This is a genomic window from Barnesiella sp. ET7, assembly GCF_024733785.1.
GTDB lineage: Bacteria > Bacteroidota > Bacteroidia > Bacteroidales > Barnesiellaceae > Barnesiella > Barnesiella merdigallinarum.
Genome location: NZ_JANRHM010000012.1, coordinates 63,375 through 82,762 on the forward strand (window position 1 = coordinate 63,375; position 19,388 = coordinate 82,762).

Below are 19,388 nucleotides of genomic sequence, written 5' to 3' on the forward strand. Positions count from 1 at the left end.
CTTTTGGTTTCCTGTTATTTGGCCAGCTCGAGTGTGACCATGATCGGAAAATGGTCCGACAAGGTGTTGTCGGAAAACACTTTTGTTTCCTTGACTACCCAGCCACTCGACGGATAATAGCCTATATGGTCAAAGCCCTCGCTGAAAGCCAGAGTCCACACGCTCGACAGTTCATTTATCTCGGCCGTACCCACACGGCGGTTCATATCACCAGCCAAGAGATACCACTTGCCCATTTGGGGGATACGGGCCACCTCTTTAATCTGAGCCATGCCGTTATCGAGATTGGACATGTCGAGATGGGTGTCGACAATCGAGACCTCGGTTCCATCGGGCAAAGTAATATCGGCAATAGCGGCACAGCGCTGTTCGGTTCCGGCAGCACAAGGCAACATGATACGACGGGTCTCGTCGAAACTGTACTTGCTCAGAATGGCATTGCCAAATTTTCCTCCGTAGCAACTTTCGAGGGTGACGTAGAACATGCCCTGATACCCTGTAAGAGCAGCCAGTTCATTGAGCATATTGATATTGTTGTTAATTGTTCTCGGCTTATTGGCTCCCGAACGGTTGGTATAATACTCGACCTCTTGCAAAGCCACGATATCGGGATCTTGAGCCTTGATAAAGGCCGCAATATCGGCCATCGGGGCATCGTACCCCGCATGAATATTGAACGACATGATTTTAAGTTGAGTCTGAGCCGACACACTGCCCCACAGACACACACTCAGCAAAATGAATATAAATTTTTTGGTCATAATTTTAATTTTCAATTGTTTAAAGAATATTCTCGAGCTAATACATCGTAAATGGTCGATGCTATTAGCTGGTTACCTTCTATGCCGGGATGAATTCCGTCGGGGAATAAGTCCTGATGTCCTTGCAATGCAGTGTGCAGATCGATTACGGTGAGACCTTGAGTTTCGGCTACCCGCTCAATGGCAGGAATAATCTCGGAGGTAATCACCCCGTCATCGGCACCAATCGAATTGCTGTATGCAATTGCCGGAGTACACAGGAAAACTCTGGGCCGGGTAGACAGGCTGCGAAGCTCGAGCACGAAATCGGTCAAGTCGGACTCAAATTCCGCCCCGTGATTGGGCCAGTTGATCGACCGCGAATCGTTTGTTCCAAACTTGACAATTACAATGTTGGGGAGAAAGGCTTTTGCATTGGTAAACTCTTTGGTGTTCCAATAGGGCTGATTCCCGTTTTTCAGCAGGGTAGTACCGCTACAGCCAAAGTTGCCTACCTCGAAGTTTTCGCCCAGCATATTGCCCAGTAAGGCCGGATAACACTCTTTTTCCCGGTCGTTCAAGAACTGTCGAGCTCCGTAAGTAATACTGTTGCCTATGCAAGCTACTTTACGGACCGACTCGATAACCGGCGGACGTTCTCCTTTCGGATAATCTTCGTTGTCATCGGAACAGCCAACCAGACTCCACGACAGGGAGAGTAACATCAATGCACAAATAAACAGATGATTATACTTTTTCATTGTTCCCTATTTTAATCCTATTCGTATGAATAATGCTTTATGATTCGATACCGTGGCATCGCCTTTTACCATTACCGTCTGTGTTCCCCAATTTTGAGAAAGAGGGGTGAGAATGTAATCATACCTTGATACAGGCTCATCGGCAGGATAGGTATTCTCTGCTGCAAACTTGCAAGAACGACGGTATTTTGTTGTCAAGATATTGAGGACATTCCCCGACAAGTCCTCATGAATAGAGGCACAGATGACAATATTCTGTTTCACTTGGTCGGCATAAGCAGCCAGAGCCTCGGCCTGGCGAACCCTTTTGCTGGCATCGTTCCGATCGAACTGACAAGTAGCTACAAGAACCGTCTCGCCCGATTTCAATTCATAAGGCATGGTGAGTAACACCAACTCATTGTTCAAATTCACCTTATTAGTTCCATAAAAGCACTCTCGCACAAAAAGAGAGACACCGGTTTCGCCACCATCTTCACGCCCGGTCGAGGCAAATACACCCTGCCTGCGGTTACCCTCTTTGCTGCACCGATAGGCAACATCGGCCACCAAATTGGTCTTGCCGGTACGAGTAGTCCCATAATCGACATCTTGCAAAGCCACCACATCGGTATTGTTTTCTTGAATAAATGCGGCCAAAGGTTCTACCTGGTACGAGCCCGAGGCCATTCCCTTATCGGCGCTCAACGACAACAAAGAAAATGAACGGTCCCCGGCCAAGGTTACCAGAGATTCTTCACTTTCGGTTTCATCCGGCCCAGATAAAACTGGGTCGGACGAACCGCAAGCTGTCATTAAAAGCACTCCAAACAGGCATAAGATGAATGTACAATGAGTTCTCATATAAAAGATAGTTTAATGATTCTCAAATAGATTACCACCCGGGATTATTGGGCAACAAATTAGGGTTGCGCTGCGTTTGGGTAAACGGTATGGGCCACAGATAATTCTTCTCAGCCGAGAAGGTACGACCGGTCATAAGGACCAAGTTACCCTCGCTGTCGGTAGGAATATCCTTTACATACTCATATTCGCTGGCAGGCACAGTGCTTTTACGCATGCCGGTCACATCTTTGGCCAGCAGGTCGCCCTGTTTCCAACGCATTAAATCGAAGTAACGCTCGCCCTCGAGAGCCAGCTCAACCCGACGCTCGCGGCGAATCTCATCGCGTAAGTCGAGGCCATAGGCTTTCAAAGTAGTCAATACCATCTTGTCGGCTCCCACCCGGTCGCGGAGCAGATTGATCGACTTGTCAATATCGGGCTGGGTAATAGCGTCGCCACGCATCTCCTTAGCCTCAATCCAGTTGAGCAAAACCTCGGCATAACGCATCAGCGGGATTGCATTCTGGTCTTTGTTATAGCGCGAAATAGCCGAGAGCTCTACAAATTTGGTAAAATACCAGCCGGTTGTCGTGCGGCAACTGGTTGCCGAGTTGGAGAACTTGGGTTGTTCATAAATCGTTTTTCCGGGATATCCGCCCCATTCAGCCCCGGGTTTCAAGATAGTCTGAGCCATACGGGGATCTCGGTTGTTGAAGATGGCTTCGTGGGTATTCTCACGATAACGGCTTGCCGGGATGGTTATAGGCAGCCCGTTGCACAGATAAGCATCCATGAGCGAACGAGTAGGCGCATAACGAGTTTCTTCGTTGGGCACCTGCAACTCACGGCTGAGGTTATGGGTCAACCCGGCCTCCTCGCTATACAGACGGGTAACGATAAACTCACGGTTGCTTTTGTTTGTTACCGGGTTGGCGGCAAGGGTAAACAACTCGTGGTAGGTCGTCTCGGGGTTGCCGTTGTCATACAACTTGTGGAAATTGGCGGTCATCACTTCCTCTGCTGCAGCAACAGCATCGTCCCAACGTTCGTGATACAGGGCAAAGCGCGACTTGAAAGCCCATGCGGCCTCCTTGGTAGGACGTCCCAATTCGGTATCTTTCAAATCTTTGGCATAGGGCAATGCCGTAGCGGCCAATTCATACTCATTGAGAATCCACTCAATCAGAGTCTCTTTGTCGGTACGCGAGCCGTACAGAGCCTCATCGCCTACATCGATGGTATTGACAACCAAAGGCACATCACCGAAACAGTTGACCAAGTAACTATACAAATAGGCTCGCATGAACCGAGCCTCACCGGCATAGCGCTCCCGAATCGAAGCCGAAACCTTCTGAGCCCGCTCATAGTTCTCCAAGAAATGGTTGCAGCGTCTTATCCCGTCATAGTCGTTGGTCCACTCGGAGTTAATAACCGACAAATCACTTGTAAAGTTACCGCTCCCGAGCGTCTTGTACTCCGACGAACGTTCACGAAAAACATTGTCGCCGAGAAATTCCATATCGACACTCATGTTTTTCCCCCGCAGGTAATTGATGCAGGCATTTGAAGCCAGTATCAGATGCTCCTCGGTCTCCCAGTAAGTCTCGTCGGTGAGCTCGTCCAAGGGTATCCTGTCGAGGAACGAATCGTTGCAGCCCGACCATACCAACATCGAGCAAAGTAAAATGGTTAAATATCTTGTTTTCATATGTACTTACTGTTTATATCATCGATAATTATTTGAACGTAATACTCAACCCAACTGAATAAGAAGAGGTAATGGGATAGTAGCCTCCATCGCTTACTGGGATTTCGGGATCATACGACGGGAAGAAATCGGTAAGAGTCCACAAGTTCTCACCCGAGAAATAAACTCTTAAATTCTCGATGTGCAATTTGGATATGATCCCTTTGCGAGGAATGGTATAGCCTACCTGCAAGTTCTTTATTCTCAAATACGAGGCATCTTCAATCCAGAAAGAGGAGAACTCGTCGCGGTTATAGGTCTCGTCATAAGTAAAACGCGGATACGAAGCATGGGGATTCTGGTTCTCCCAAGTCCAACGGTCGAGATGGGCTTTTTGAGGATAGTTGGCCAGTTCGGTAAACGCATGGCGACCCATACCTCCGATATAACCGGCACACTTGCCTACCCCTTGCAGCAACAGGCTGAAATCGATGCCTCTCCAAGCGGCATTGAGCCCGATGGTATAGTTGTAACGAGGTATCGAACTGCCTATATAGCAGCGGTCATCGGTAGGGGTAATTTTCCCGTCGCCGTTCAAATCGACATATTTAATATCACCCGGCTGCACCTTGGTGCGATACTCCTCGATGATGGGTGTAGTAGGTTTGGGAGTATAGGTGTTGGTAGCGGGATCGTAGTTGAAATCGTCGACCGTATACAAGCCATCGGCCTTATACCCCCAGAAAGCGTCGATAGGATAGCCCACGGCACGTATCTGGTCGCCGCTAAAGTCGTCGGCCGTATTGCCCACACTTACCACCTTGTTTTTTACATCGGAGAAGGAGAGGCTCACGCCATAGTGGAAGTCTTTGCCAATCTTGTCTTGCCACGACAGCGCTATTTCCCAACCTTTGTTTTGTACTTTCCCCGCATTCTGGTACGGTTCGCTCACACCCAATACATCGGGGAGTTTCACCTTCAACAGAATATCATCGGTATTCTTGATAAAGTAGTCGGCCGTCAACGACAAGCGGTTGTCAAACAGGTTGGCATCCAAACCGATGTTAGTCATTCTTATCGTCTCCCACGACAATATATTGTTCGATGCCTCACTCTGTTGCATCGATGAGGTGATTTCACCGCCGATAGGCATATTCGAGGTAGAGGGCTTGATCAAAGCCATATAGGGATAAAGCGACGAGGTGTATTGATTACCCAAGGTACCATACGAAGCCCGTATTTTCAAATTGTCGAGCCAGCTACGGGTCGACTCCATGAACGACTCTTCGGACATGCGCCATGCCACCGAAGCTGATGGGAAATAACCTCCTCGACAACTCTTATGGAACCTCGACGAGAGGTCGTAACGCAGGTTGGCTTCAACCAGATAGCGGTCGTTGTAGTTATAATTGATGCGACCAAAACCCGAGCGAATGGCCCAGTGGTTGTCATAACCACTATTGGTCTGCAAATCGGTTCCGGCATTCAGCACATGCAAGTCGTTCGATACCAAGTCCTCCCGACTGGCATCCATCTGCTGGTACAATTGCCATTCTTGCGAGAAACCGGCCAAAATATGGAACGAATGCTTGCCAATGGTTTTATTGTAATCGGCTTGAGCCATCAAGTTCTGATAACGCTGGGCAATATCTCGCTGGCTGAATTTGCTCGTGTTTGAGGTATAGGCCAACGGGGTATCGGTGTCGGGATAAAAGTGCTGTATGATATTTTGCTGTTGTTTGCGCAGCACATCGACCAGCCGGGTAGCATACTGTACCTTGGCGGTGAGGCCGGTGATGATTTTCAGTTCGGCACTGAAATTCAACGAAGTCTCCCGTTTGTGATAGTTGATGAACCCGCCATCGTAGGCTTGTGCTATGGGGTTAGCCGAGCTACCGCCATAGCCCCATTGTCCATCAGTAAACTTAACAGGAGTAAGAGGCGACGAGCGCAAAGCTTGATAAAAAAGGCCCGAACTTCCGCTGTCGCTGGTGGCCGGAGTCCAGTTATCCACATCGGTATAGCTCATGTTACCGTTAATCGTTAATCGGTCGAAAAGCTCGGTATTCAGTTTCATTCTTACGTTGTTACGGGTAGCATGATAGCCATTACCCACCATGAGCCCCGATGTGGTGAGGTTTCCATAGGAGAGATAATATCCCATTGTTTTATTTCCTCCGTTGATATTGACGTTATGTCCGTGTTGTGGGGCATAATCTCGGGTGATTTCCTTTATCCAGTTGGTATTGGCTCTGAAGTTGGGGTCGGTTCCGTTAATGACTGCGTCGATATCTTCTTGGGTATATCCCCAACTTTTATTGACATTCGACGTAGCCTCTTTCAACAGGGTGAGATACTCGACCGCATCGAGCATTTCGGGCAGCGCCGTAGGAGTCTGCATGGCAAAATAACCATTATACGAAACTGTGGGTTTCACCTCGCGACTGGCTTTGCGGGTTGTAATAAGGATAACACCGTTGGCTGCTCGCGACCCGTAAATGGCCGACGATGCGGCATCTTTCAGAACCGAAACCGATTCTATATCGTCGGGATTCAAGGTATTCATATCGCCCTCGACACCATCGATGAGAATAAGCGGGTCGGAATTGTTCAAGGTACCCACACCGCGTACCCGAATCGAAGAGTTGTTGTCGCCGGGGCGACTCGTTGTATTGACGATAGATACACCCGGTAGCAAGCCTTGCAAACCTGTTGTCACGTTGGCTATGGGTCGGTTGGCCAGCACATCGTGATCGACCGATACGACCGAGCCCGTCAAGTTTATCTTTTTCTGTACACCGTAACCTACGACAACCACTTCGTCCATTAAGTTGGAGTCTTCGCTCAATCGTATTTCAACAGGAGTGCCACCGGTCACGGCCACCTCTTCTTTCTTATATCCAATCGACGAGACTACCAGCATAGCCTGGCCAGAAACATGATCGATCGTAAAGTTTCCGTTCACATCGGTCGAGGTTCCCACCGACGAGCCCTTAACGATAATACTTGCCCCGATAATAGCATCGCCGTTTCCGTCGACCACTTTACCCGAAATAGCCCGACTCTCCTTGGCCGTTTTCTGCCTGGGCAGAAGCACAACGACATTATCGACTTTCTTTTCAAAAGTAATGTTGGTTCCCTTCAACAACTGCTTCATCGTCTCCTCCAACGAGGCATTGTCGGTCTTGATTGTTACCAACTTGTCAAGACCTTCCAACTCGACATTATAAAAGAAACTGTATTTGCTCGATCGTTCTATTTGCTTTAAGACCTCCTTTAACGGTTCGTTCTTGACATCGACCGTAATCTGTGCCTGAATATTCCATGCAAAAAGCACAAACAGCGCAACACACAGCCACCTCACTAAAAAATGGTTTGATTTCATACGTTTTTCATTTTGTTGCTTTTGACTACAAGATATTAGTATAAAAGGTACCTACAATTTGTATTATTCTCATATTGTTTCGTCGTCTATTAAGTATACAAGACGGAGTTGGGGTTTATCCAATCCAATTCAAAAATTAACATTTGTTATACTTCTATGTTTTCCTTCATATCCCAGAGCACGATGGAGCAAAGACGCAGGAATCCTACCTTAACAAAATGCCAAGGTGCCTAATGCCTAAGCCATTCTACAAAAGGGCTTTAAATAAAAGGGAGGAGCAATATTTTATCTTTTGCGAAGCACGATTACCGAGTCACGTACTTCGTACTGCAAAGCCGATGTCATCGACAGAATATCCAGCGCATTGGTTATTCCGCCACTACCAATCGATCCGGTAAAGAAGTATTTTTCTTTGGGGAAATCCTGATCAAAAACAATCTTTACATTATAAACTCGAGACAAGATTTTAACAATATCTTCCAGCGATTCGTTTTCGAAACGCAGGTTGCCGTTGGTCCATTCGACATATTCTTTGGAATAGACCTTGCCTACCGTCATCAATCCTGTTTGTTTATTATAGACCAGTTTTTCATCGGGTTGCATCACACAGCGGCCTTGTGTCGATGTTACATCGACTTTACCCGTCAGCAATACTACCGAGACATCGGGGTCATCTTTATAGGCGCTAATATCGAACGAGGTTCCCAATACGGTAATTTCAAGTCCCGCAGCTTTTACGATAAACGGACGTTCTTTATCGGGCGTCACCTCGAAGTAGGCCTCTCCATCGAGTTCTATAACCCGTTCTTTGCTTCCGAAATTTTGGGGGTAGCTTATCTGTGAAGCCGAGTTGATATTTACTTGTGTACCATCGGGTAACTGTACTTTAGCTCGTTCGCCGCTTTCGGCCGATACAATCAACGGAAGGGTGTCGGGGGTGGGCGTCGAAAGCAATTCATAGGTTATCAATGCCGCTACAATAGGCAGGCAGATAATGGCGGCCCAACGTATGAGTCGGGTAAAGACAATCCTTTTCGAGCGGGTTTTCTCTTCTCGAGAATCTATGGCTTCTTTAATGCGACTATACAATCGGTCGTAAACCTCCTTATCGAGAGAAGAATCGCATTTCTCGATTTCACGCATCATCCAGCGATCGAGCGAATCGTTGTTGCGTATCCATTTACACAACTCCTCGATTTCGGCTGGCGAAGCGTTGCCTTCCAGATATTTCTCAATGAGTATTTTGAATCTGTCCTTATCCATTGTTACTTTACTTAGTGTACAGGTAAACCTCTTCGCCTATCTAATTTTACATGGTTAAATAGTCTTAATTAGCACCGTGTATATGATTACGGTCAATAATTCGCCATAATGATTCATCAGCTTGTCTTTCATAAACTTGAGAGCCAAAGACAACTGAGTAGCCACGGTACTTTCCGAAATGTTCAACTCTAAAGCAATCTCTTTATTGCTCAAGTTTTTGCGCTTGCTCATGATGAAAATCTTTTTGCGAGATGGGGGTAACTCTTCGGCAAGTCGATCGATATACTTTTCCAACAGTTTTCCATCCAGAACCTCGTCAAGGTTATTGTCGCTATATTCTTGCGCCGATTCGAGCACATACTCGGCATAAATATACTCGACCGTTTGGCGCTGGTATATGTTCAGTAACAAGTTTTTAGCGATGGTACAGAGATAGGAAATCAATGATTTGTCGGGATTCACCTGGTCGTGTATCTCCCATAATCTTACGAATGTACGCTGAACAATCTCTTCGGCCCAATAGCTGTCGCCTTTCGAAATTTTCATAACGAAATTGTATAACTTGCCACTATACAACTTGTAAATTTTCTCGAAAGCATCGAAAGATCCTGACTTAAGGCCTATGATAATATCATCGTATTCGTGTTTCATTCCTGCAAATTATTATATGCAAATGTAAGTCATCTGCATAAAAACAGCATTGGTTCTTTGTTAATTTTCTAATACAGATTTATCGTTCTCCTATGAAATCAATACCCCATCAATCGTCTGAGAGCATTTTCTGCGTCATACGGTGAGGTGAAAGCCGGTTGAATTACCACGCGGTTATTGCGGTCGATAGCGCCCCATTGCCCTCGCTTCATCTCGACCACGGCATATCCCTCGCGATTGAAATCTCGGGCTCGGTAATATTGCGGCTTGATAAACCAGGTTCCATAGTAGTCGAGATAGCCGTACAGACCGGTGCGGGAATCTTGCTCTTCCCACAATTCTATGCCCCGCATTCTGCCTTTACCCATCGAAAGGATAGCGGCATCGACATCGTAACCGTTGGAGAAGTTGAAATTGATAACGGTCTTTCCGGCCATATTGATGGCCCCGTAGCGGGCTCCCAAACGTACACGGGCCAACCCGTTGGCTCCAAATCGATTTGCCGACTGGTATCGGGGTTGGATGGCCCACAGGCCTAAATCGTTGACGTAGCCATATAAGCCGGTAGCCGGATTCTCGACCGGTGTCAGTCGTCGGGCCATTTGCGACGAGTAGTTGCCTGCATAAGGCGAAAATGGCATGATGCCGGTACACGAGAGCCACGTCATCGGAACTAACAGGAGTAAAAGTATCGGCGATTTCATGTGTTTCAATTTTAAGGTTATCTTCTCTATTTTTTCTTTCCCCTTTGATCTCAATAGGACAAATATAGCGAACTATTTTAAAAAATCAAATTTTTCAGATTCTCCTCTATGGCCTTGTAGCGTGTGTATAAGAACAGCAGAGGCTGCATCGTGTATGGCGATACAGCCTCTGCTTGGATATGGAGGAAATAAAACTTCTATTTGAGTACTCCCAGATTCTTGGCCACTTTGATGAAGGCGGCGATGCAGGCATCGAGCTCTTCACGGGTGTGTGCGGCCGAGAGTTGTACGCGGATGCGGGCTTGTCCCTGCGGTACGACGGGGTAGTAGAATCCGGTCACGTAGATGCCTTCGTCGAGCATTTGGGCGGCAAAGGTCTGCGAGAGTTTGGCGTCGTAGAGCATGACGGCGCAGATGGCCGACTGGGTGGGCTTGATGTCAAAGCCGGCGGCCAGCATCTTGTCGCGGAAGTAGGTGACGTTTTCCATCAGGCGGGTGTGGAGTTCGTCGCTCTCGTCGAGCATCTTGAAGACTTCGATTCCGGCACCTACGACGGCAGGGGGCAGCGAGTTGGAGAAGAGGTAGGGTCTCGACCGCTGGCGCAGCATGTCGATAATCTCTTTGGGACCGGTGGTGAATCCGCCGATGGCTCCGCCGAAGGCTTTGCCCAGCGTGCCGGTGTGGATGTCGATGCGGTCGTAGAGGTTGAAGAGTTCGCTGACGCCGCGTCCGTGAGGACCTACGACACCGGCCGAGTGGCACTCGTCGACCATCACCAGGGCATCGTATTTCTCGGCCAGGGCACAAATCTTGTCCATGGGGGCTACGTTGCCGTCCATCGAGAACACGCCGTCGGTCACGATGATGCGGAAGCGTTGGGCCTGGGCCTCTTGCAGGCAGTGCTCGAGCTCTTCCATGTTGGCGTTGGCATAGCGGTAGCGTTTGGCCTTGCACAGGCGCACACCGTCGATGATGGAGGCGTGGTTGAGGGCGTCGGAGATGATGGCATCTTCGGCCGTGAAGAGGGGTTCGAACACACCGCCGTTGGCGTCGAAGCAGGCGGCATAGAGGATGGTATCCTCGGTTTTGAAGTAGCGGGCAATCGCCTTTTCGAGTTCGCGGTGCAGGTCTTGGGCTCCGCAGATGAACCGTACGGACGACATGCCGAAACCGTGTGTATCCATCGCTTTTTTGGCGGCGGCGATGAGCCGGGGGTTATCCGAGAGTCCCAGGTAGTTGTTGGCACAGAAGTTCAGTACTTTGCCGCTTTTCTCGGCAATTCTGATGGCCGAACTCTGGGGGGTGATGATGGTACGTTCTTCTTTGTACAATCCGTCGGCCTTGATCTGGGCGAGCTGTTGGGCCAGATACTCTTTCATTTGTGTAAACATAGGCGTTTATTTAAGGAGTTTCTTTTTGAGGTGTTCGATCATGTCTACCGACATCGATTCGAGGTCGTAGTCGGGTTTCCAGTCCCATTCGGCACGGGCACAGGAGTCGTCGAGCATATCGGGCCACGAGTCGGCGATCTGCTGACGCACGGGGTCTATCTTGTATTCGGCCTCGAAGTCGGGGTAGAATTTTTTGATTTCGTGATAGATGATTTCGGGGTCGAAGCTCATCGAGGCGATATTGAACGAGTTGCGGTGCTTCAGTCGCGAGGGGTCGGCTTCCATGAGCATGACCATGGCCTTGAGGGCATCGGGCATGTACATCATGTCCATGAACGTGCCGGCCTTGACGGGGATTTCGAACTTCTCGCCTTTGACGGCTGCATAGTAGATTTCTACGGCATAGTCGGTGGTTCCGCCGCCCGGCAGGGTTTCGTAGGAGATGAGGCCGGGGAAGCGTACCGAACGGGTGTCGACTCCGTAGCGGTAGAAGTAGTAGTCGCTCAGCAGCTCGCACGATACCTTGCTCACACCGTAGATGGTGCGGGGGCGTTGGATGGTCTCTTGCGGGGTTTTCATCTTGGGCGACGAGTCGCCGAATGCCCCGATGGAGCTGGGCGTGAAGAGCGAGCATCCTTTTTCGCGCGAGATTTCGAGCAGGTTGAGCACACCGCCTATCTGGATGTTCCAGGCCAGCAGAGGCTTCTTCTCGGCCTGGGCCGAAAGGATGGCTGCCAGGTTGTAGATGGAGTCGATTTTGTATTTGTCGACGATGGCGGCTATCTGGGCGGCGTTGGTTACATCGGCGACTTCGAGGGGGCCGCCGTTTTTCAGTTCATCGCTTAGAGGTACACCCTCGATATATCCGGCTACGACGTTGTCGCTGCCATACTCGCTGCGGAGTTTTGTCATTAGCGCCGACCCTATTTGTCCGGTCGATCCGATTACAAGAATTCTTTTCATGTCTATGCTACCTTTTTGATCGGGTTGATGTGCTTTGATAGATTTATTAAGGTTCCTTGGGGCAAATATACACAAATTTTGTCGCCGTTGTTATTTCGAGTGAGATTATTCTTTCGTGTCGGTTGCGTTATTTTTTCACGGTGTATATGGTTCCTTTGAGCACGCCGTGCGACTCGATGAGGTTTTTCTGGCGCAGGTAGAGCAGGTCTTTCTTGAGGGTATTGATGGATATGGTTTTGAGTGCGTGGGCAATGTCGCCTACTTTGGCCGGCTCTTCCCGTTTGAGAAAGGCGAGTATCTGCTTTTGCCGGGCGTTGAGGTAGACGGGCGTGCCAGACTCTGCGACCGGCGATACCGGGGGCGCTGTGGGCTGGGCGGGTACGTCTGTTTCGGCTTGTCGGGGCAATGCGGTGGTCGCTTCGGCTTGTTCGGGTATGAGGCTGTGCAGCGATTGCAGCCAGGTGTCGCACAGGAACAGTACCCACGGTGTGATGTTCTCTTGGGTCGAATACCGGTTCTGTTGCCCTCGTTTCAAGGTTTGGTAGTAGGTGGTGCGCCGTTGTTCGATGAAGCTGTCGATCGAGATTTCCCGGGCCCACTCGTAGCGGTTTTGCAGCATCAGCAGGGTGGAGAGGATGCGCGAGAGTTCACCCTTCCCTTCGCGGAACGGGTGTATGGAGATGAACTCGTAGGCAAAGGCGGCAATGACGACGAGCGGGTGGTGGCTGTGATGCGTGAGTTCACGGTTGGTCCACTTGACCAGGTCGCCTATTTCGCTGTTGACCGACCCCGTGCGGCTGCGGTTGAAAAGTGTGGGTGCCTTGTAGTCGAGAAAGTTTACCGCAGCCGGGCGGACTGTGCTCGCTTTTCCCGGACTGTTGTTCTTTCCGTGGGGAAAGAGGGCCGTGTGCATGGCTACGATGGTATCTTCGCACAGCGGATATTTGCGGGCATCGGCGTAGAGTGCATTGAGTATGGTGTTGTAGCCGGTAACCAGACAGGCCCGTTTGTCGGGCGTATCGGATGGTTGGGCGAGTATCTTGTGAATCAGGGACGGAGAGCAGGGCATATTTTCGAGAGCCAGCGAGGCTGCAATGGTGGCCTCGATGGTTGGTTGCAGGGTTTCGTGCCGGGGTATCGTCTCTTTTCGACGGGTATGCCAGGCCGCCGTGAGGCTATCGATTGCCTGTAATTGGTTTTGTAACTCTTTAAATTCTGGTTCAGAGGGGTTTATTTTGAGGAATATATCCATAATATATCTATATTTTATACAAATATAGGGTGCTTTAATCGACTCTCCAAGCGGGAAAATCTTTTTTAGTATTTATTGGGTGACAGGCAGGGGGTGACGGGAATGGAATAGAGATGTGCAGGAGGGAGGAGGGTAGTTGCGGTTTCGTCGAGGGCGGGGAGTGGACGGTAATCGTGGGGACAGCGGCGCGGATATGCGGATAAGAGAACACCCCGACTCTTCATGCGGATGCAGAGGGTCGGGGTGATTGATGGGTTGTGCAGTCCCGACGGGAGTCGGGGTCGTATGGGGTTACTTGCGGCGCTCCTTTCGGGGGTTCGAGCTGCGGCGTTCGTGTTTGTAGCGGCTGTCGGCACCGCCTTTGCGCGGTGAGCCGTAGCGCTTCTCGCCCTTGCGGCGGCCGTCGCCTTCGCGCTCTTTGCCTCCTTTTTTACGGCCCTTGGCGGCGTAGTCCTTGTCGGTGGCAATTTCGGCATAGATGCGGTGTCCGTAAAATTCGTTCCCCTTCAGGGCTCCCACTACTTTCTTGGCGGCACCCTTTTCGACATCGAAAAGCGAGTAGGCGGGCAGCAGGTCAATGCGGCCGATATTCACACGTCCGGGCACGAGCGAGTTGATCATCTCGATGAGGTTGGGTGGGAAGAATCCGTGAGCCTTGCCCAGGTTGATGTAGATGCGTTCGAAGCCCTCCTCGGCCGTGCGGCTGTCTTTGTTGCGACCTTTCCGCCCCTCTTGGGCCCCTCCGTTTTCGGCTTTGGGTTTACGGGTATTCTCGTCGGGCAGGTCGAGGTCGGGGGTGTCGCGGTAGTAGTCGATGAGTCGGTTGAACTCGAGCGACACGATGCGCTTGATGAGGTCCTGTTCGTTGAGCCACCCCAGTTTACGCGAGATGTTGGGCAGGTATTTGGCAATCGCCTCTTCGTTGACCTTCACCTTTTCGATGCGGTCGGCCAGATTGAAGAGCTGTTTCTCGCAAATCTGTTCGCCGGTAGGCACCAGACCACGTTCGAATTTCTTGCCGATAATCTTCTCGATGGCCCGCATCTTTCCCTTTTCGCGGCTGTGGATGATGGCGACCGATACGCCCGATTTACCGGCCCGGCCGGTGCGGCCGCTACGGTGGGTATAGGTTTCGATGTCGTCGGGCAGACCGTAGTTGATGACGTGGGTCAGGTCGGTCACGTCGAGTCCCCGGGCGGCCACGTCGGTGGCCACGAGCAGCTGCAGATTGCGCAGGCGGAACTTCTGCATGACGGCGTCGCGCTGAGCCTGCGACAGTTCGCCATGCAGCGAGTCGGCGTTGTAGCCGTCGGCGATGAGCTGGTCGGCAATCTCCTGGGTTTCGCGCCGTGTGCGGCAGAAGATGATGCCGTAGATATTGGGATAATAGTCGGCGATGCGTTTGAGAGCCTGGTATTTGTCTTTGGCATGCACCATGTAGTAGACGTGGCGCACGTTCTCGGCCCCCTCGTTGCGGCTGCCCACCACAATCTCCTGCGGGTTGTGCATGTAGGTACGGGCAATCTGCTCGATTTCGCGCGGCATGGTGGCCGAGAAGAGCAGCATTTTGCGCTCCTGGGGCACCTGGGCGAGGATGGCGTTGATGCTGTCGAGGAATCCCATGTTGAGCATCTCGTCGGCCTCGTCCATGATGACGGTCGAAACGTGGTCGAGCCGCACGGTTTTCCGCTCGAGCAGGTCGAGCAGGCGGCCCGGCGTGGCCACGATGATGTGTACCCCCTTCTTCAGGGTGCGTATCTGGCTCTCGATGCTCGAGCCGCCGTAAACGGGCAGGATGGTGAGTCCGTCGATGTATTGCGAGTAGTCGGTGAGGTCGCCGGCAATCTGCAGGCAGAGTTCGCGGGTGGGCGAGAGAATCAGCGCCTGAGGCTGGCACAGCGAGCGGTCGATGCGTTGTATCACGGGCAGGCCGAAGGCAGCCGTCTTACCCGTACCGGTTTGGGCCAGAGCCACCAGGTCGGTCTCTTCGTTCAGGAGGTGGGGGATTACCTGCTCCTGTACGGGCATGGGGTTTTCGTATCCCAGTTCGGTAATCGCTTTCAGTATCTCGTCGCAGATACCCAGTTCTTGAAATGTTTTCATCTATACAGTTGTCAGTTTTTTTGCTTTATCGCAGGAGCACAAGGGCTTTCTTCGTCCTCAAACGGGGCTAAGGGGAGAGGGTGTGCAGAAATTTTTCGTACGCCACGAGTTTGGTTTTCGCCGGCAAAGGTACGAAAAAAACGCAATATACCGCGAAGGGGATACACTCACTTCGATGTGGTTTTGTGTCGGGGGGATATTGGGCCGCTTGTAGGGCGGACCTTTGCGGCAAGGACCGGCGGTCCCGGACGGAAATCAGTGCAACAGATATTGTTTCAGCTGTTTCCGCTTTTCGGGAGTGACGCCCAGCTCCTCTTCGAGGTAGTTGTTGATAGAGCCGTATTGCTGGCGTATATAGTCGCGGGCATAGGAGAGGAAGCGGCTGTCGGCGGTCTGGATGAGCGAGAGGGCCTCCTGGGTGCCGTCGCAGCAATCTTTCGGGTCGAAGGCCGTGCGGCGTTTGTCGAAGTAGCGGTTGGAGAGCAGGTAGTCGTTCATGATTACCTCCTCGGGCATGTCGAGGGCGCTGAGCAGCAGCGATACGGCAAAGCCCGTGTAGTCCTTGCCGTTGACACAACTGAGCACGATGGGATAGTTGTCCTCGACCAGCAACTGGTTGAACATCGACTTGAAGGCCCGTTTCGAGCCCGATACCATGGCTACATAGAGGTCTTGCATGAAGAGGTTGGCATCGCCGCGCCGCAACTCTTCTTTCTGCAGACGGGGGAGCAGGTTCTGCCGATAGTGGAGAGCCCCCGGCAGGTTGATGACGTTGTCGAGCCCGAGCTCGGGGCTGGGCTTGATGACATCTTCGCTGTCTCTGAAGTCGATAAGCGTTTTTATGCCCATGTTTTTGAGCCGGTTGATGCTGCTTGCCGTGAGGGTATTGAATTCACCCGAACGGAATATTTTGCCCCAACGCAATTGCTTGCCGTTTTTCGAGGTGTATCCGCCCAGATCTCTGAAGTTTTCGATATATTTCAGCCGTTCGGCCCGGGCTCCCACGATGTGGTCGTCGTGCCCGTTGAACCGTAGCAGGAAGTAGGAACGCTGCGAGGGGATACTGTCGGGGATAAGAGTATAGCCGGTTTGAATGCTGGCTACTTTTATCGGGGTCTTTTCGGTATCGAACCGCTCGGGGTCGGTCGATTGGTATATCTGCACTTCGCCTTCGATTCTCGGAGTCGTCTCCCACTTCAACAAATAGTTGTTTTGCGGGTCGATTTCGCAAGCCACGTCGATGTCGGCGCTATGCGTAGCGCAGGCACTCAATGCGAGGAGCAAAGAACAAAGTTGTAGATAGCGCATATCTGTATCCGTGATGAAGATTTAGTGCAAAGATAAGACTATGCGATAGTTAGCTGTTCGTGGGTTTGTTTTATTTTAGAATATTTATAGGGAATTTGTACTATCTTTGCTTGTGTAGCCCGATGCAAAATCGGGATCGATGTAGTTGTCCATGCTCTGGCATACGGCCGAGGCGAAATCCATGCCGTATCGGATAATGGGGGTCCACTCATCGGGGGTAAGGGTGTAGAGGCGTTCGAGAGTAATCTCGTGTCGGATAAGCCCGAAGAGGATACCGGCATTGAACGAGTCGCCGGCACCGATGGTACTCACGGGTGTAACGGGTGTGGCCTCGAAGTGGCGGGTCCCCTGATTGCAGAAGAGTTCGGCCCCGGCACTGCCCCGGGTACAGATGAAGTTGGGGCAGTAGAACTGGATATGGTCGGTATAGATTTTCTGCGGTTCGGTCAGGTGAAACAAGTTGTTGAAGTCTTCGACCGAACCTTTTACCAGGTCGGCATATTCGAGATTCTCGAGAACCGAGGGCATCAGCTTCACCGCTTCATGGGCGTGGGCGTTGCGGAAGTTGGGATCGTAGTAAATGATGGCTTTACGCTCTTTGGCAAACTCGATGAGCTCGCGCACCTTGTCGCGCAAGGCTACGTTGAGGGCGAAGTATGAGCCGAAGACAACGATGTCGTCCTGCTCGATGCGGGGCCACACAAAGTTGAGTCTCTCTTGCGGGAACTGGTTGTAAAACATGTAACGGGCCTCGTTCTTTTCGTCGAGGAAGGCGAGCGAGATGGGGGTCTTCCCGTCACAGAAGATGTCGAGGTTTTCGGTGGCTACATGGTTTTTCTGCATAAAATCGAGAATCATGTCGCCCACTGTGTCGTGCCCGATTTCGCTGATGAAGGTGGCTGGAATGCCGAGCCGACCCAGCGAGATGAGGGTGTTGAACGTAGAGCCTCCCGGCACCGCATGCGAGGGTTGCTGGTTGCGGAAGATAATGTCGAGAATGGATTCGCCTATTCCTATGATTTTACGCATGGTATTGTGGGTGTTAACCTTTTTTCTGACTTTGTTCGCGGGAGCGGGTACCCAGATAGCCGCCGTGGTGGCGCAGGGCATACTGATGCACGTCGAAGTGGGTAGCCTCCATGGCACCTACTACCAGTATATCGCCGATGACGGTCATAAGTGTGGTCGATGTGGTGGGGGTGAGCCCGAGGGGGCATACCTCGCCGGGAGCTCCGGTGAAGAGGCAGACATCGGCCCGCTGGGCGAGTTCGCTCTGGTTGTTGCCGGTGATGACGATGAATTTCAGTTCGGGCATCAGGTTGGAAGCCAGTTGGAGCAACTCGAGTATTTCGCGCGTCTTGCCCGAGTTAGAGATGACCAGCATCAGGTCGTTCTTCTGCAAGATGCCCAAGTCGCCGTGTTGGGCCTCGCTGGGGTGGAGGAATACGGCCGGGATACCGGTTGAGCAGAAGGTTGTGGCGATGTTCATGGCAATCTGTCCGGCTTTGCCCATACCGCTGGTTACGAGCTTGCCGCCCTTCTGGTGCACTTGCTCGACGATGAGGTTGACTGCTTTTTCAAACTGGTCCGAGACGGGGATATCGAGAATGGCTTGTGCCTCTTTGTGCAGGATATCCTGTATTTTTTCGTTGAAATTCATGTTTATAGTAGATAGGGTTAAGACATCATCTATAAAATTGTTACAAAAATAGTGAAAGGCGAGAGCAGAGGCAAGTGAAAATGAAATTTTCAAACTTGACTATGCCGAGCCGCATCCTATTTTCTGCAAAAATAGTGAAAGGCAGGGAGCAGAGACCGATGAAAATAAAATTTTCAAACTTGACTATGCCGAGCCGCATCCTATTTTCTGCAAAAATAGTGAAAGGCGACGGATTTGCGGGGTGTAGCGGCTATTTTTTTCGCAGCTCTTTCCCCTCGAATCGGCAGATGGCCTCTTTCCATTCGTCGCTGATGGCAGCTGCTGTACCGGCTTTGACATCGAATCCCACCATGACGGTGCGGCATACCCCTTTTACCTGTCCGGTTTCGGTGTTGACAATCTGTTGTAACAATTTGAAACTGCGGTTACCTATTTCGGTGGTGCAGGTTTGCACGGCAATAGGTTCGCTGGGGTAGGTGGGCGATACGAAATCGGCGTTGACGTTGGCGATGACGACGTCGGCCTTCTTCCAGTCGATGTTCTGGGCCTTGACCGCTTCGAAGTAGCGCGATTTACCCAGATCGTAGAATGCGAAGTAGACCGAGTTGTTGACATGTCCCAGCAGGTCTACGTCGTTGAAGCGCAGTTGCAGGGGCAGCGTGTGGTGGAATATCGGGGTTTCGGTAGGTTCCATA

General features: G+C 51.0%; 16 protein-coding genes. All 16 read right to left on the minus strand.

Annotation, left to right across the window (positions count from 1 at the left end; all coding sequences use genetic code 11):
• Window positions 1-14 precede the first annotated feature (14 nt).
• On the minus strand, window positions 15-761 hold the full coding sequence (locus NW211_RS09070) for an endonuclease/exonuclease/phosphatase family protein (protein ID WP_087407819.1): 747 nt from the start codon (window positions 759-761) through the stop codon (window positions 15-17).
• 11 nt (window positions 762-772) lie between these two features.
• Complete coding sequence (locus tag NW211_RS09075; RefSeq protein ID WP_258327622.1) at window positions 773-1,501, minus strand: GDSL-type esterase/lipase family protein; 729 nt, start codon at window positions 1,499-1,501, stop codon at window positions 773-775.
• A gap of 6 nt (window positions 1,502-1,507) precedes the next feature.
• Window positions 1,508-2,344 (minus strand): endonuclease/exonuclease/phosphatase family protein, encoded by an 837-nt coding sequence (locus NW211_RS09080; RefSeq protein ID WP_258327623.1) that lies wholly within the window; start codon window positions 2,342-2,344, stop codon window positions 1,508-1,510.
• A gap of 31 nt (window positions 2,345-2,375) precedes the next feature.
• Window positions 2,376-4,034, minus strand: coding sequence for a RagB/SusD family nutrient uptake outer membrane protein (locus tag NW211_RS09085; protein ID WP_258327624.1), 1,659 nt, complete (start codon window positions 4,032-4,034; stop codon window positions 2,376-2,378).
• A gap of 28 nt (window positions 4,035-4,062) precedes the next feature.
• Window positions 4,063-7,398 carry a SusC/RagA family TonB-linked outer membrane protein gene (locus tag NW211_RS09090; protein ID WP_258327625.1) on the minus strand — a complete coding sequence of 1,112 codons (3,336 nt, stop codon included), beginning with the start codon at window positions 7,396-7,398 and terminating at the stop codon, window positions 4,063-4,065.
• A gap of 285 nt (window positions 7,399-7,683) precedes the next feature.
• On the minus strand, window positions 7,684-8,661 hold the full coding sequence (locus NW211_RS09095) for a FecR family protein (RefSeq protein ID WP_258327626.1): 978 nt from the start codon (window positions 8,659-8,661) through the stop codon (window positions 7,684-7,686).
• 54 nt (window positions 8,662-8,715) lie between these two features.
• A complete protein-coding gene (locus tag NW211_RS09100; protein ID WP_087407813.1) occupies window positions 8,716-9,312 on the minus strand; it encodes an RNA polymerase sigma-70 factor in 597 nt (198 codons plus the stop codon).
• Window positions 9,313-9,410: 98 nt separating this feature from the next.
• Window positions 9,411-10,016: a WG repeat-containing protein gene (locus NW211_RS09105; protein WP_258327627.1), complete on the minus strand. Its 606-nt coding sequence runs from the start codon at window positions 10,014-10,016 to the stop codon at window positions 9,411-9,413.
• Between the two features lie 197 nt (window positions 10,017-10,213).
• Window positions 10,214-11,407 (minus strand): glycine C-acetyltransferase, encoded by a 1,194-nt coding sequence (kbl, locus tag NW211_RS09110; RefSeq protein WP_087407811.1) that lies wholly within the window; start codon window positions 11,405-11,407, stop codon window positions 10,214-10,216.
• 6 nt (window positions 11,408-11,413) lie between these two features.
• A complete protein-coding gene (locus tag NW211_RS09115; RefSeq protein ID WP_258327628.1) occupies window positions 11,414-12,370 on the minus strand; it encodes an NAD-dependent epimerase/dehydratase family protein in 957 nt (318 codons plus the stop codon).
• 127 nt (window positions 12,371-12,497) lie between these two features.
• Window positions 12,498-13,622, minus strand: coding sequence for a Fic family protein (locus NW211_RS09120; protein ID WP_258327629.1), 1,125 nt, complete (start codon window positions 13,620-13,622; stop codon window positions 12,498-12,500).
• Window positions 13,623-13,913: 291 nt separating this feature from the next.
• Entirely contained in the window at window positions 13,914-15,725 is a 1,812-nt protein-coding gene (locus NW211_RS09125) for a DEAD/DEAH box helicase (RefSeq protein WP_258327630.1), read from the minus strand.
• Between the two features lie 255 nt (window positions 15,726-15,980).
• Entirely contained in the window at window positions 15,981-17,033 is a 1,053-nt protein-coding gene (locus NW211_RS09130; protein ID WP_087407807.1) for a tyrosine-protein phosphatase, read from the minus strand.
• Window positions 17,034-17,117: 84 nt separating this feature from the next.
• The gene (locus NW211_RS09135; protein WP_258327631.1) at window positions 17,118-18,062 is read right to left on the minus strand and encodes a carbohydrate kinase; all 945 of its coding nucleotides are present in this window, start codon (window positions 18,060-18,062) and stop codon (window positions 17,118-17,120) included.
• 13 nt (window positions 18,063-18,075) lie between these two features.
• Window positions 18,076-18,693 carry an SIS domain-containing protein gene (locus tag NW211_RS09140; RefSeq protein WP_087407805.1) on the minus strand — a complete coding sequence of 206 codons (618 nt, stop codon included), beginning with the start codon at window positions 18,691-18,693 and terminating at the stop codon, window positions 18,076-18,078.
• Between the two features lie 250 nt (window positions 18,694-18,943).
• Window positions 18,944-19,387: a thioesterase family protein gene (locus NW211_RS09145; protein ID WP_087407804.1), complete on the minus strand. Its 444-nt coding sequence runs from the start codon at window positions 19,385-19,387 to the stop codon at window positions 18,944-18,946.
• Window position 19,388: the final 1 nt, after the last annotated feature.